At 47.4% G+C, this 14,269-nt stretch carries 10 protein-coding genes; 6 read left to right on the top strand and 4 right to left on the bottom strand.

Going from position 1 to position 14,269, the window contains the following annotated elements:
• Positions 1–62 precede the first annotated feature (62 nt).
• The 3 genes from nth to WKT13_RS08235 all read left to right on the top strand — a co-directional run bounded on the left by nth (position 63) and on the right by WKT13_RS08235 (position 3,027).
• A complete protein-coding gene (gene nth / locus WKT13_RS08245) occupies positions 63–710 on the top strand; it encodes an endonuclease III (protein WP_298618010.1) in 648 nt (215 codons plus the stop codon).
• 71 nt (positions 711–781) lie between these two features.
• The gene (locus WKT13_RS08240; RefSeq protein ID WP_340323530.1) at positions 782–1,480 is read left to right on the top strand and encodes a DUF2461 domain-containing protein; all 699 of its coding nucleotides are present in this window, start codon (positions 782–784) and stop codon (positions 1,478–1,480) included.
• Complete coding sequence (locus tag WKT13_RS08235; protein WP_340323529.1) at positions 1,477–3,027, top strand: ComEC/Rec2 family competence protein; 1,551 nt, start codon at positions 1,477–1,479, stop codon at positions 3,025–3,027. The genes WKT13_RS08240 and WKT13_RS08235 overlap by 4 nt, the downstream gene beginning before the upstream one ends.
• Here WKT13_RS08235 and WKT13_RS08230 read toward each other — a convergent pair.
• From WKT13_RS08230 to WKT13_RS08215, 4 genes are all read right to left on the bottom strand, one after another.
• Positions 3,012–3,752 (bottom strand): ABC transporter ATP-binding protein, encoded by a 741-nt coding sequence (locus tag WKT13_RS08230; protein ID WP_340323528.1) that lies wholly within the window; start codon positions 3,750–3,752, stop codon positions 3,012–3,014. The genes WKT13_RS08235 and WKT13_RS08230 overlap by 16 nt on opposite strands.
• Positions 3,753–4,717: 965 nt before the next feature.
• Positions 4,718–8,092 carry a preprotein translocase subunit SecA gene (gene secA, locus WKT13_RS08225; protein WP_298618021.1) on the bottom strand — a complete coding sequence of 1,125 codons (3,375 nt, stop codon included), beginning with the start codon at positions 8,090–8,092 and terminating at the stop codon, positions 4,718–4,720.
• A 120-nt stretch (positions 8,093–8,212) separates the two neighbouring features.
• Positions 8,213–9,568, bottom strand: a complete 1,356-nt coding sequence (locus WKT13_RS08220) for an alkaline phosphatase family protein (protein WP_298618024.1) — start codon at positions 9,566–9,568, stop codon at positions 8,213–8,215.
• Positions 9,565–10,770: an Lnb N-terminal periplasmic domain-containing protein gene (locus WKT13_RS08215; RefSeq protein WP_340323527.1), complete on the bottom strand. Its 1,206-nt coding sequence runs from the start codon at positions 10,768–10,770 to the stop codon at positions 9,565–9,567. The genes WKT13_RS08220 and WKT13_RS08215 overlap by 4 nt, the downstream gene beginning before the upstream one ends.
• A gap of 149 nt (positions 10,771–10,919) precedes the next feature.
• Here WKT13_RS08215 and WKT13_RS08210 point away from each other — a divergent pair, with 149 nt between their 5' ends.
• From WKT13_RS08210 to WKT13_RS08200, 3 genes are all read left to right on the top strand, one after another.
• Positions 10,920–12,221: a hypothetical protein gene (locus tag WKT13_RS08210; protein ID WP_340323526.1), complete on the top strand. Its 1,302-nt coding sequence runs from the start codon at positions 10,920–10,922 to the stop codon at positions 12,219–12,221.
• A gap of 67 nt (positions 12,222–12,288) precedes the next feature.
• Positions 12,289–12,915, top strand: a complete 627-nt coding sequence (locus tag WKT13_RS08205) for an LPS export ABC transporter periplasmic protein LptC (RefSeq protein ID WP_340323525.1) — start codon at positions 12,289–12,291, stop codon at positions 12,913–12,915.
• A 96-nt stretch (positions 12,916–13,011) separates the two neighbouring features.
• Positions 13,012–14,238 carry a hemolysin family protein gene (locus WKT13_RS08200; protein WP_298618065.1) on the top strand — a complete coding sequence of 409 codons (1,227 nt, stop codon included), beginning with the start codon at positions 13,012–13,014 and terminating at the stop codon, positions 14,236–14,238.
• Positions 14,239–14,269 lie beyond the last annotated feature (31 nt).

Below are 14,269 nucleotides of genomic sequence, written 5' to 3'. Positions count from 1 at the left end.
GTTAACTGTTGTTGTTTTTTATGATAACGACAGAGTGGAAAACTGTTTTATGCATTGAAAATATGACGAAAAAAGAAAGATACCAGTATGTGCTGAACTATTTCCGGGAAAGGACTCCGGAGGTGACCACCGAACTTGAGTTTGGCAGCGTGTTCCAGTTGCTCGTGGCTGTGATACTCAGTGCACAGTGTACTGACAAACGCGTGAATCAGATAACGCCGGCTTTGTTTGCCCGCTATCCCGATGCAGCCAGCATGGCAGAGGCCGAGCCGGACGAGATTTACGAATATGTCAAGAGTGTGTCTTATCCCAACGCCAAAGCCAGACACCTTGTTGAGATGGCCCGTATGCTCATGAGCGATCACGGCGGTGAGGTGCCAGAGGATTTCGACCAGCTGTTGCGTCTGCCCGGTGTGGGTCGCAAGACAGCCAATGTTATGCAGGCTGTGGCGTTCGGACGCTCGGCAATGGCTGTCGACACTCACGTCTATCGTGTGAGCCACAGACTCGGACTTGTGCCCCGTACGGCCAATACTCCATATAAGGTGGAACAGGAACTTATGAAGAATGTTCCTGCTGACGAAGCGGCACGTGCCCATCACTGGCTACTGTTGCACGGACGCTATGTGTGCACGAGCCGATCACCACATTGTGCCAAGTGCGGACTGTCCGATGTGTGTCCCAAGCGCATTGAAGGCTCACGACTGTGAACCGGTACAGTATGTCGGAGTATGTCCGGCGATTTTAGAATAACAATAAGACAAACAGCAAACAGACAATAATGGATATAAAGAGAATATTACAGTTTTTAAAGGACCTTTCGGTCAATAACAACCGTCAGTGGTTTGCCGACCACAAGGATGAATACACTGCTGTAAGAGCTGATTTTGAGGAAGGAGTGGCTAAGGCCATAGCACGCATAGCTGCTTTCGACCCTACGGTGGCCCACATAACAGTGAAGGACTCCACCTACCGTTTTTATCGCGATACACGCTTTTCGGCTGACAAGTCGCCATACAAGCGCCACCTCGGGGCCTATATCGCAGCTCACGGCAAGAAAGCGTTGCACGGCGGATATTATATTCATATAGAACCAGGGCACTGCCTTGTGTCGTGCGGTAACTACTGGCTGCCCACCAATATCCTTACTTCGTGCCGTAACGAGATTATGGGCAACATAGACGAATGGCTGAAGTGTGTAGAGAACGACACCTTCTTGAAGTTCTTCGGACGGCCGGGCTGCGGTAACTGGGATTCGCCGAAAGGCTTTGGTCTGGAACATCTGAAGACTTGTCCTTCCGGTTTCCCGCGCGACTACGAGCATATAGAATATCTGCGTATGAAGGATTTCTGCTGTTGGAAAGCCGTGCCGGACACTTTCTTCGAAGGCGACCGCTGGCTCGACGAGATGGTGAAGATACTCAAGGTTGGTAAGCCTATGATGGACTTCATCAACAATGTAATCGACGATTATGAATGAAGCCCAACGGTAGGATACAGCTGTTTCCGCTGCTGCGCGTGGCGCTGATGCTCATTGTGGGTATCATCATAGGTGATGCGCTTTATGGAGTGGTGGATCAACTAGTATGGATGCTTTCGTCCGTGGCGTTGCTTGCGCTGTCGTTTCTGCTCTGGCGCAGGCCCATATTGCAGAGCACCGTCATCATGTTGATTATTGTACTTGTAGGTGCATGGAGCGTATGTGCACAGTTGCGCGATGTTAACGTGACGTTGCCTGAGGGAGCTGTGGAATATGAGGCTGTAGTGGCGTCCAGACCGGTGGTACGTGGCAAGGTGGTGAGATGCGACCTTCTGATGGCCGACGGTCCGCTGGCCGGACACAAGGTAAAGGCAAGCATATTGCGTGACCGTTCTGACGATAGTGCCGAAAGGCTTGCTGTGGGCGATGGATTGTGCGTTGTGTCGGAACTGCGCGAGCCTGAGAATTATTATGCGGAATCTAATTTCGATTACCGCCGTTGGCTGTCGGTGCACGATTTTGTGGCTACGGCGTTTGTTCTGCCGTATTCGTGGCAGAGCAGGCAGGTGAGTCTTGAACGTCTGTCACGCACAGACAGAATGGCACTACGGGCCATGCGTCTGCGCGAGTCGCTCCTTGCACACATCTATGCAGGCCGACGTGTCCCTGCCGACGAGCAGGCCGTTGTGGCTGCAATGACGCTCGGCGACAAGTCGGGACTTACAAAGGAATTGAAAGAAATCTATTCTGTTACAGGAGCATCGCACGTGCTCGCCCTTTCCGGACTGCATCTCGGCATAATATACGTCATACTTTCACTGCTTTTCTCCCACCGGCGTACTTATGCAGCGGGGCAAGCCGTCATTGTGGTGTCTATGTGGGCTTATGTCTTCATGGTGGGAATGCAGCCCAGTGTGGTGCGTGCCGCCACGATGTTCAGCCTGTGTTCGGTTGTCTCTCTGCTCAACCGCGACCGCATGTCGCTCAATACTCTTTCGTTTGCAGCCATAGTCATGCTGGCCGCAAATCCGCTTTATCTCTGGGATGTCGGTTTTCAGATGTCTTTCATGGCGGTGCTTGCCATATTTGTTTTCTACAATTCCGTCTACCGTTGTCTTTCCGGCAGAGGTGTATGGCGTTTCCGCCCGTTCCGCTGGTTGTGGGCTATGACGTCGGTGTCTGCGGCAGCACAATTGGGCGTGGCGCCTCTTATAGCTTATTATTTCGGTCGTTTTTCGTGCTATTTCCTTCTTACCAACATGCTGGCCGTTCCGCTGACGACATTCATCATTTACTGTACTTTCGTTCTGTTTGTGCTCACTCCGTTGCCTGCGTTGCAGAGTTGGGTGGGTGAGGTGCTTCTCACGTCGGTGTCGTGGCTCAATGGCGGGCTTGGGTTCATTGCCTCGTTGCCCGGTGCTTCGATAGACGGCATACGTTTGGATGTGCCCCGTGTGGTGCTGATATATGTCGTCATAGCCTGTGTTTACTGGTTGGGCGTGTATGCGGTGCGCCTTTACCGTTCGGCCGCTTATATGCGGAAATAATCCTCAAGTTCCTTTTCGGCGCTTCCTTCATGGTTGGGCAGATCCTTTATTATCACTCCATGCTCCAGCAACGCCACGCGTGTGGACAGATCGACAGTGTGTTGCAGGTTGTGGCTTGATATGAATATTGTGGCACCGCTTTCATGACTGTAGTCGTAGATTATCTTTTTCAGCATCATCTGACTGCTTGGGTCGAGAAAGTTGAACGGCTCGTCGAGCACAAGCAGTTGCGGACGGTTGAACATAGCTGCGATTATTCCTATCTTCTGTTTGTTGCCGGCCGAGAACTCGCGTATGTACTTCTTCTGTCCCAGAATCTCGTTGTCCATGAACTGCTCGAAGCAGGCCATGCGCTCATGTATCTGCTCCTTGGTCATGTCGCATACGCGGCCTATGAAGTCGAAATATTCCTCCGGCGTGAGGAAGTCGATGAGAAAGCTCTCGTCCATGTATGCTCCTGTGTACTTTTTCCACTCTTCGCTTTTGGCCGGATTCACCTGCAGTGTGGCGTCAGGCCGGTCGTCTGTGGACGTGTTGAACGTCATGTTGACGCTGCCTTCATTTGCATCTGTCAGGTCGAGCATGAGCCTGAAGAGCGTTGTCTTGCCTGCACCGTTGTTGCCCAGCAGGCCTATTATCTCGCCACGCGAGGCTTTGAACTCGGATATGTCGACAGCTGTCTTATTGCCGTATGTCTTTTTCAGGTTGCTGATGTTTATTTCCATTTTCTATGCAGTATGTTTTTTGTGATTCTGCGGCCGTGATACGGGTTGTATGATTGATATGTCCCGTAGCTTTATTGTGTGTATGTTGGACCGCATGCCTTATGTGCAAAGATAATATATTTTGGTCTTACATACGTTCTGTTTGCATGTTTTTTGCGAAATGTGGTATGTCGTGTCGCCGTGTGATGGGCTGATGATATGGCCATAGTTGATGTGAAAATGAACATTTATGCAGATTCTGAAGTAAAAAATTTTGACAGAAAAAATTCTCAAAATAGGAGAGCGCAGGCCTGCCGTTGGCGGTCTTTTTGTCGGAGATAAGGCTTGGTGCGATGACGGCTGTTACTCTGAACAGGCTATTTGGGTGTGTAACGCACCACTGGCATTGGTTGATGGCAGTACGAAAGAGTCTTGAATGGTATGCGATATGTACCATTTCATAGGCTGATAAGGCCTTTTTCGTGCCCTAATATGGGTTTTATCGTGGTGTGAAAGAGGCTTTTTCGCACAGCTAAAATGTAACTTTTGAAGATTTGTGTGCGTAATAGCTTGATTTATAATGTGTTAAGCTAACCTCTCTGAGAATTGCGTATTTGCGTCCGGACGGACTCTTGGTCGCAAATATTCAATTCTCGCGAGGTTGACGATGAATAAATATGCAGAGACGATTGGAGTTCTGCATATTTATACAGTGAGGCGATGGGTGATGCGTGAGACGTATGTCATGCTGTAGTGTGGAGTATGATCATGGTGTTGGTTTTATGCGGTTGATTGAAGGAAATAGTGTGTGGGAATGGTGATGTTTTGGTTTCGTACGTGTTGGCGATAGAGTTATGGATTTAGGTATACATGAAATGGGAAAATGCGAATGACGGTTATGGGAACAAAAAAGCGGAACGACACTGTGTCGCTCCGCTTTCATTATCACGTTGTTTTATGTCTTACAGATATGTCCGCGCCTGTTGTTATACAAGGCCGCGTCCGTGACAGTTCTTGAATTTCTTGCCGCTTCCACAGGGGCAGGGATCGTTGCGTCCTGGCAGTTTGTCCTTAATGTAAGGAGTGTTCTGACGCTGTGCCGACTCACGTGTGTCCTGGTTGGCTGCTGCCTGCTGGTTTCTGTCGGTCAGGTCGTCCTTCTGCTCGGTGTAACGCTGTGAGTGCTGCTCCGGTGCAGCTTCTTCCACACGCTGTATTTCAGGTATCTGTCCGCGTGTAAGGATGCTGCATATGCGGTTGTTCATATCGTTCACCATAGAGTCGAACAGCTTGGCACTCTCGAGCTTGAAGATGAGCAGCGGGTCTTTCTGTTCGTAAGAAGCGTTTTGAACGCTGTGGCGCAGATCGTCGAGCTGGCGCAGGTTCTCCTTCCAGCAGTCATCGATGATGTGGAGCATGATGGCTTTCTCAAACTGCTTCACAACGTCCTTGGCCTCGGTGCGGTAAGCCTCCTTGAGGTTGCACGGTATGTTGTAAACACGCTTGCCGTCGGTTATAGGCACCATGATGCGTTCATATATCTCGCCCTGAGTTTCCTCAACTTCCTTGATTGTAGGCCATGCAACGCTCTGTATGCGGTCGGTCTTGCGCTTGAATGCAGCCATAGCATCTTGGAAAGCGCGTTCTTCGAGGTCGGGACGCTTGCTGTTTACAAATTCGTCTTCAGTGAACGGACATTCCATAGCGAGCACCTTGAGGAATTCCTCGCGGCAGCCTGCATAGTCGTTTGTCTCGATGATGTTCACCACGCGGTCCCAGATGATGTTGGTGATGTCCATGCCTATGCGCTCGCCCATGAGTGCGTGACGGCGCTTTTCGTAGATAACGGTACGCTGTTTGTTCATCACGTCGTCGTATTCGAGCAAGTGTTTACGGATACCGAAGTGGTTTTCCTCCACCTTCTTCTGTGCGCGCTCAACGCTCTTTGATACAAGCGGACTTTCGAGGCGTTCGCCTTCCTTGAATCCTAGACGGTCCATTACGTTGGCGATGCGCTCGGCTGCGAACAGACGCATGAGTTTGTCTTCCAGCGAAACGTAGAATACTGAGCTTCCCGGGTCGCCCTGACGTCCTGCACGTCCACGCAACTGACGGTCTACACGACGGCTCTCGTGACGCTCTGTGCCGATGATTGCCAGACCTCCGGCAGCCTTTACCTCCGGTGTCAGCTTGATGTCGGTACCACGGCCGGCCATGTTGGTGGCGATGGTCACAGCACCGAGCAGACGCTCTTCTGTGTGTTTGTTTCCGTTTTCATCAACAATCTCGACTGTGCCCATGTTGCTGCGTCCGGCTTCGGCCACGATGTCGGCCTCTTTCTGGTGGAGCTTTGCGTTGAGCACCTGATGCGGTATCTTGCGCATGTTGAGCATCTTTGACAGAAGCTCGGATATTTCGACAGATGTTGTACCTACTAGGGTCGGGCGTCCGCTGTTGCGCATCTCGACTATTTCTTCAATAACGGCTGCGTATTTTTCGCGTGCTGTCTTGTAGATACGGTCGTCCATATCGTTGCGGATCACAGGCTTGTTGGTTGGGATTTCGACAACATCCAGTTTGTAGATGTCCCAGAACTCGCCAGCCTCGGTGGATGCCGTACCGGTCATACCTGCCAGCTTGTGATACATACGGAAGTAGTTCTGAAGTGTGATTGTGGCGAATGTCTGTGTGGCAGCTTCCACTTTCACGTGCTCCTTAGCCTCTACGGCCTGGTGCAGTCCGTCGCTCCAGCGGCGGCCTTCCATGATACGTCCGGTCTGCTCATCGACAATCTTCACCTCGCCATTGATGACAACATACTCGTCGTCCTTATTGAACATACAGTATGCTTTGAGCAACTGCTGCAGCGTGTGTACACGTTCGCTCTGTACGGCATAGTGGTTGAGCAGGTCGTCTTTCTTGTCGAGACGGTCCTGTTCGCTGAGATCCTTCTCGTTTTCGAGTGCGGAGAGCTGTGATGTGATGTCGGGTAGCACGAACAGATCTTTGTCGTTCACCTGTTTGGCAAGCCATTCTGTACCTTTGTCGGTGAGGTCGCAGCTGTTCAGCTTCTCGTCAACCACGAAATAAAGTGGCTCTACGGCTTCCGGCATGCGGCGGTTGTTGTTCTCCATGTAGTACTCTTCCTTCTTGAGCATACCGGATTTGATACCTTCCTCAGAAAGATATTTGATGAGTGGCTTGTTCTTCGGCAGAGCCTTGTGTGAACGGTAGAGAGCTGTGAAACCTTCATCAAGCAGTTTCGGATCGTTCTTGGCCTGGCCTTCGCTGATTTTCTGTTTTGCGTCGGCAAGGAACTGTGTAGCGAGCTTGCGCTGAACATCAACGAGACGTTCTACAAGCGGCTGGTATTCCTCGAACATCTGGTCGTCGCCCTTCGGTACCGGACCGGAGATGATAAGAGGTGTACGCGCGTCGTCGATAAGTACGGAGTCAACCTCGTCGACGATGGCGTAGTTGTGCTTGCGCTGTACGAGGTCGGCCGGCGAAATGGCCATGTTGTCGCGCAGGTAGTCGAAACCGAATTCGTTGTTTGTACCGAATGTGATGTCGGCCTCATAAGCCTTGCGGCGCTCAGGTGAGTTCGGACGGTGCTTGTCGATGCAGTCTACTGACAGACCGTTGAACATATAGAGCGGTCCCATCCACTCGGAGTCACGTTTGGCCAGATAGTCGTTCACTGTCACTACGTGTACACCGTTGCCGGTAAGCGCGTTGAGGAATACCGGCAGTGTTGCGACGAGTGTCTTACCTTCACCGGTTGCCATTTCGGCAATCTTTCCCTGGTGTAGGGCAATACCTCCGAAGAGCTGTACGTCGTAGTGTACCATTTCCCATTTCAGATCGTTTCCACCTGCGGTCCAGTGGTTGTGGTATATGGCTTTGTCGCCGTCGATTGTGATGAAGTCTTTTCTTGGATCGGCTGCGAGTTCGCGGTCGAAGTCGGTGGCGGTCACAACCACTTCCTCATTCTCTGCAAAACGGCGTGCTGTATCCTTCACGATGCTGAATGCCACTGGCATCACCTCGTTAAGAGCTTTCTCATATATGTTGAGAACTTCCTTCTCCAGCTTGTCTATATCGTTGAAGATTGATTCACGCTCGTCGATAGGTGTTTCCTCGATTTTCGCTTTCAGCGCGGCAATCTTGTCTTTCTGCTCTTTTGCAGAATTCTGTACATAAGCCTGGATTTCTTTTGTGCGTGCTCGCAGTTCGTCGTTACTCAGTTTCTTTATCTCCGGATATACAGCCTTCACGCTTTCCACGAGAGGCTGTATGAGTTTCATGTCCCTGGTTGATTTGTTTCCGAACAGCGACTGTAAAAATTTATTAAAATTCATTATGTTGTTGTTTTTTATTTATTCAAGATTGATTATAGTGGGGTGGAATTATGATACGCAGCATGACAGATAATCGTGACATAATAGTCACGTCAGATAAGCATGATGCGTGGATGATTGTTATTGCAGCGGTGCCACTGAGCATGCATTGGGAGCTCTTATTCTTATGGCTTTTGCAATAGTCGGGGCTATCCGGTCAACTGTTGCCGGAGTGGAGACATGTTCGGCCTTTATACCTGCACCATACAGAATAATGGGGAACGGTACAAAGGCAGCCCTTGCCATGTAGTTTTCCTGATTGTCTTCATTGAGCAGCTGCCATCCCGGGGCAACCTCAATGAACAGATCGCCGCTTACAGACGGGTTGTATGGACTTGTTGTCACATCGCGTACGCCGGCTGCTTGTGTGAGCAGTTCTTTGGAACGTGATATAACGTCAGCAAAACTGATGTGACGCTGCTCGAGAAGTTTTCGGTTGATGTATATTTGATTGTGGTAGCACGTTTCTACATATTGTCCTTGGCCGTAAATGGCACCAAGATACATGTTCAGCAGGTTTGCTGTACGGTTGATGTAGAATGTGCCTGTGGGTATGCGGTATTTTTGATAATCTATCGGTTCGTTGTCTGTATAACCTGTGCCTGTAAGCATGAACAGAACTTTGTCACTGCCGACAGAATCTTCAATTTTTCTTACAAGTGTTGCTATTATCTTGTCCAGCTTGAGATAAAGTATCTCCATTTCCGACTGCCAGTTGGCTTCGTCCTTGCCTTTGGCAGACAATACGACTGACAACATGTCCGTAATGTCGTCGCGTCCCATTGCCATGTCATTCACGCATGCAAGGGATAAGTCAGCAACGGCATCGTTGTCGGCGCTGTATTTGTTTGTGCTGTTATATGCCTTTATAAGGTTTTGTGAGGCATCCGAATAGTATGTTGATGTTGTCCAACGGCCGTTTTTCTCGTTTATCCAGATGGCTCCGTCTGCTGCGTGTCCTCCGGACAGAATGGCTGCATCCTTGTCAAGCGCGACGCTGTATACGAGTGCGGTGCCACGTGTAGCCACCTTCAATTCGTCACCTATGGTTGATGTTGACAGTTTTTGAGGCGAATCGCCGTATTTTTCATCGTCCGTACAATATACAGGACGCAGAGTTGCACGGTCCAGCCACTGTGTTCCTACTATATTATTATATTGTGGTGTGGTGCCGGTGTTTATCGATGCTATGGCCGATGCACGGTCTACTGGTGAGAAAGTATATCTTGCAGCCTCATACACACAACCTTGATTGAGCAGCTTTTTAAAGCCGTCGGGCGTATAAAGCGGTGAGAAATGTTCTATGTAGTCAGTGCGTAACTGGTCTATAATGATATTTACAACCAACCTCGGGGCTGGCTTGAGCGATTGGGCCTGTAGCTCGGTGTTGCTTGTAAGGGCGGCGAGTATGATTATTGCCGATAAATATCTGTTCATTTTCTGGTTCGCACTATTTGGTCAAATTTTAATATGTATCTTATCAGCAAAGATAATGCCACAATTGTCATTCCCTCTGCATAGCTCTGGAAAAATCCTCCGATAAGGAACAGGACAATGAGAATCATCCATGCCATCAGCCAACTGTGTATGATGTTTCTGCGCAGACACTTCACTGTCTGATACAGGCATATCAGGGATATTGGGTTTAAAAGCAATATCTGAAGATTGACTCTTACTGTCGGATGCTGTGAGAAGACCATGGCAAGAAGTATAAGACCACATAATCCTGTGAGCAGCATCAGAAAGATATCCATACCCCAGAACATCTTTGTTTTACATCTCTCATAAATTGAGAAAGCCACAACTATAACAAAGAAGATTATGGCACAGGTTGTCGGCGACAACGGAAATCCACTCCATTCAGCCTGGGTTCCGGGAAGTACTACCCATGAGCTGTTGCTTACAAGTGCTCTTTTCAGTCCGTTCTTGTCTATAACCACAGCGTTGTCAAAATCTTTTCTGAGATTATCCGGCAAGAACTGCTGTTGCTCGTGGTTGGTCGGGAAGTCCGCTTTTATGCCGAGCAGCAGGTCATTGCCGAATCTTGCCCAGCGCTGCTGCTCGTTGTAATCGTGGATCATTTCACGATATGATTCGCTGTTTTTATTTCTTGTCTGATATCTTATTGTGCCGTTTATGTTGTCCAACAGTATGTCGCGTGCCCTTGTGGTACAGTTGTCATAGAAATAATTGTATCGGTATACGCGGTTCTGTGGCTCATAGTTCTTTATAATAGCATCTATTATAGCTCTTTTTTCTTCTTTTGTCAGATTCAAGGTCTGTTGTTTCACTCCGGCTCCTCTAGTAGCGTAATATATTCTGAATGCCTCGAAGTCTTCTATGTCCATAGAATAGTCTGTGAGTCCGAATACAAAACGCAGTATGAAGAATGGCTTGTCGAATGAGAACATTCCGTAATTTACGGCCATGTCCAAATGGTTCTGCTTGTCTTGTATTCTGATGGCTGTATGTCCGTAAAGACTGTATACGTTCTGTCGTGGCCTGCATGTGAGCAGACTTATTTCAACAGAATCCATATTCAGATCGGATTCAACATAGTGTTGTGCTGATATGTTGTTTGCAGGTAGTAGGCAAATAATCAGCGAAAGACATCTTAAAAGAGATATAAAACGTTTCACGATGCAAAAATAACTTATATTTCCCACTTATCGTGAGTTTATTTCGAATTTTTTCAATAATTTTGCAACCAATTGTTTGTCGAACAGTGGAGAACCGGCTCACGACAACATGTTTCCGGTCAATATTCTTACAAAAGCTGAAATAGAAAATGAAAAAAATCTTTATCGCTTCGCTCATGGGACTCATGGCCATGGCGTCATATGCTCAAAGCGGTACTAATTCGCCATACAGCCAATATGGACTGGGTGTACTCAGTGAGAATGCGGGAGGATATTCTCGCGGCATGAATGGACTCGGACTCGGCTTTCGCGAACACAATCAGTTGAATGTGTTGAATCCTGCTTCATATTCTTCGATAGACTCTCTGAGTTTTATTCTGGATGCCGGAATATCCGGTCAGATAACCAACTATGAGGAGGGCGGTGTAAGAAAGAACGTAAATAATGGAAGTTTCGAATATGTTATTGCTGGTTTCAGACTGACACGTCATCTTGGAATAAGCTTTGGTCTTCTGCCGTTTTCGAATATCGGATACAGTTATTCGAGCGATCAGACACTTGGCGATATAACAGACGAAGATAAAGTGACATACACAAACACTTATTCTGGAAGCGGTGGCCTTCATCAGGTCTATTTCGGTATGGGTTGGGAACCGTTCAAAGGATTTTCTATCGGTGCCAACATATCATACCTGTGGGGAAGTTATGACCGCGCAGTTGTGAACAGTTATTCTGACGGATATATAAACACCTTATCTAAATATTATTCTGCATCGGTAAACAGTTATAAACTGGATCTTGGCTTGCAGTATACAGCCAAATTATCCAAAAAGGATCAGTTGACGTTAGGTTTGGTTTATAGCCTTGGACACAAACTCGGTGCCGATCCTGAATGTATGGTAATTTCTACAAACTCGCAGACTTATGTTGCGGATACGGCAAGGTATTCTGTGAATAACGGATTAGAGATTCCTACAATGTACGGAGTCGGACTGATGTGGAACCATGACGGAAAAGTGAAGGTTGGATTTGACTATTCTCTTCAGCAGTGGTCAAAAAACAAATATCCTGTATACACTGTAGTTAATGAGGTTCCTCAGTATAAACTCGCAGATAATATGTTCAGCGACAGACATAAGTTTACTTTAGGTGGTGAGGTCTGCCCAGATGAAAACAGCCGTAACTTTTTCAAACGTGTAAGATACAGACTTGGTGCTTCTTACGCTACACCTTATATAAAGATAAACGGACAGGATGGTCCTAAGGAGTATAGTGTAAGTGCCGGATTCGGTATTCCGATTATAAACAAGATAAACAACCGTTCGATACTGAATATCTCGGCACAGTGGGTACGTCAGGATTCAAAGATGTTCATAACGGAGAATTCTTTCCGTATAAACATTGGTCTTTTGTTCAACGAACGTTGGTTCGCAAAGTGGAAGATGGATTAATCCTGTCTCCTGAAGATACTAACGTAAAGGAATTGAATCATTGAATATCAATAAGTCTCACATATTGATGGCATTTGTAGGTGTAGTGCTTTTTGCCTCATGTAATGAGCAGAAAGAGCATACTGCGCCTGCCATCCACGATCGTGATTCGGTATCAATGATGACAAGTTATGGTGTGAATACGTTGATTTCCGATTCCGGAATAATAAAATACCGCATCGTAACAGAACGTTGGGAGGTAAACCAGATACGTCAGCCGTCGCGTTGGATATTCGAGAAAGGCCTGTTTTTCGAACAGTTTGACGAGAAGTTCCATGTGCAGGCGTATATTCAGTGTGACACCGCTTATTATTATGACGAGAAACGAATATGGGAACTCCGCAATCGCGTGACGGTGCATAATAAGAACGGTATCATATATACCGGCAACCAGTTGTTCTGGGATGAGGGAAAGCATGAATTCTATTCGTATGCTCCGTCGCGTGTTGTCACACCGGAACGTACACTGGAGGGAAAGTATTTCAGAAGCGACGAACGTATGACAAGATATTACGTGTCAAACACTTCTGGTTCGTTTGTGAAAGGCGATATATCCAGTGAGGAAAATGACACTACAATTGCATTGCCTGATACGGCAAAAGCAAAACTGCGCCCACAGGCGCTTCCACAACGCAAATTGCCTGCGCCCAGATAGACGGACGGCAGGATATGTCGTATATACTTGAAAAAATAACTATAACATAATATTTTGGAAACTGATATTCCCCTTTTGGCCGGTATATTTGTGACAATGGTCATGTCGGCTTTCTTTTCCGGTATGGAGATTGCCTTTGTTTCGAGCAACCGCATGCTGGCAGAAATGGACAAGAACCGTGACAGTCTCACCCAGAAACTCATATCTTTGTTCTACAGACATCCTAACGGATTTGTCAGTACGATGCTTGTCGGCAACAACATTGTGCTTGTAATGTATGGTATACTTATAGCCAAACTGTTTGACAGCACAATTTTCAAAGGTATGGATGCCGGCTTCACCGTACCTGCAGACACAGTCCTTTCTACAGTAATAATCCTTTTTACAGGAGAGTTTCTGCCAAAGGTGCTGTTCAAGAACAATGCCAACCGTCTTCTTGCTATGTTTGCTCTTCCGGCATATTTCTTCTATCTTGTTTTATGGCCGATAAGTCGTTTTTCGACATTTCTGTCCAAAATGATGCTCCGTTTTGTAGGAATACGAATGGAAAAGGAATGTGACGACGAAGGCTTTTCAAAGGTGGACCTCGATTATCTTGTGCAGTCGAGCATTGAGAATGCCAAGAGTGAAGAGGATATAGAGGAAGAAGTGAAGATATTCCATAATGCTCTTGAGTTTTCGGACGTGAAAGTGCGTGACTGTATGGTTCCGCGTACAGAGATCAATGCTGTTGACATAAATAATGACGGTAAGGACGGTTTGCTTATGAAATTCATTGAAAGCGGAAACTCAAAAATAATTGCCTATAATGGAGATATTGACCACATAGTGGGTTATGTGCACAGTTCAGAGATGTTCCGAAATCCAGACCGTTGGCAGGATTGTATTTACAAGATGCCGTTTGTGCCCGAAACCATGACAGCGCGCAAGCTTATGCGTATGTTCCTTCAGCAGAAGAAAAGCCTTGGAGTGGTTGTGGACGAGTTTGGTGGAACGAGTGGTATCGTATCGCTTGAGGACATTGTAGAGGAAATTTTCGGTGACATAGAGGATGAACACGACAGTGCCAAATACATAGCCAAGGAAACAGCACCGGGTGAGTATCTTCTTTCTGCCAGACTCGAAATTGACAAAGTGAACGAGATGTTCGGTCTTGATCTTCCCGAGAGTGATGAGTACATGACTGTGGGTGGTCTTATCCTGAGTGTTTACCAGAGTTTCCCGAAACTCAACGAGGTAATACACACCGGCCGTTTCGAATTTAAGATAATGAAGAGCACTATGTCAAAAATAGAGCTTGTGAAGCTAAAAGTTAAACCCTGAAATCAAATTTTATACGAAAAATTCCATTGTT

This window comes from Prevotella sp. HCN-7019 (assembly GCF_037890215.1).
Lineage (GTDB): Bacteria > Bacteroidota > Bacteroidia > Bacteroidales > Bacteroidaceae > Prevotella.
This window is presented reverse-complemented; position numbering and strand designations above follow the sequence as displayed.

Excerpts from the sequence above, each read along its gene's own strand:
- nth (WP_298618010.1), top strand. The coding sequence starts at position 63 with ATGACGAAAAAAGAAAGATACCAGTATGTGCTGAACTATTTCCGGGAA.
- WKT13_RS08240 (WP_340323530.1), top strand. The coding sequence starts at position 782 with ATGGATATAAAGAGAATATTACAGTTTTTAAAGGACCTTTCGGTCAAT.
- WKT13_RS08235 (WP_340323529.1), top strand. The coding sequence starts at position 1,477 with ATGAAGCCCAACGGTAGGATACAGCTGTTTCCGCTGCTGCGCGTGGCG.
- WKT13_RS08230 (WP_340323528.1), bottom strand. The coding sequence starts at position 3,752 with ATGGAAATAAACATCAGCAACCTGAAAAAGACATACGGCAATAAGACA.
- secA (WP_298618021.1), bottom strand. The coding sequence starts at position 8,092 with ATGAATTTTAATAAATTTTTACAGTCGCTGTTCGGAAACAAATCAACC.
- WKT13_RS08220 (WP_298618024.1), bottom strand. The coding sequence starts at position 9,568 with ATGAACAGATATTTATCGGCAATAATCATACTCGCCGCCCTTACAAGC.
- WKT13_RS08210 (WP_340323526.1), top strand. The coding sequence starts at position 10,920 with ATGAAAAAAATCTTTATCGCTTCGCTCATGGGACTCATGGCCATGGCG.
- WKT13_RS08205 (WP_340323525.1), top strand. The coding sequence starts at position 12,289 with ATGGCATTTGTAGGTGTAGTGCTTTTTGCCTCATGTAATGAGCAGAAA.
- WKT13_RS08200 (WP_298618065.1), top strand. The coding sequence starts at position 13,012 with ATGGTCATGTCGGCTTTCTTTTCCGGTATGGAGATTGCCTTTGTTTCG.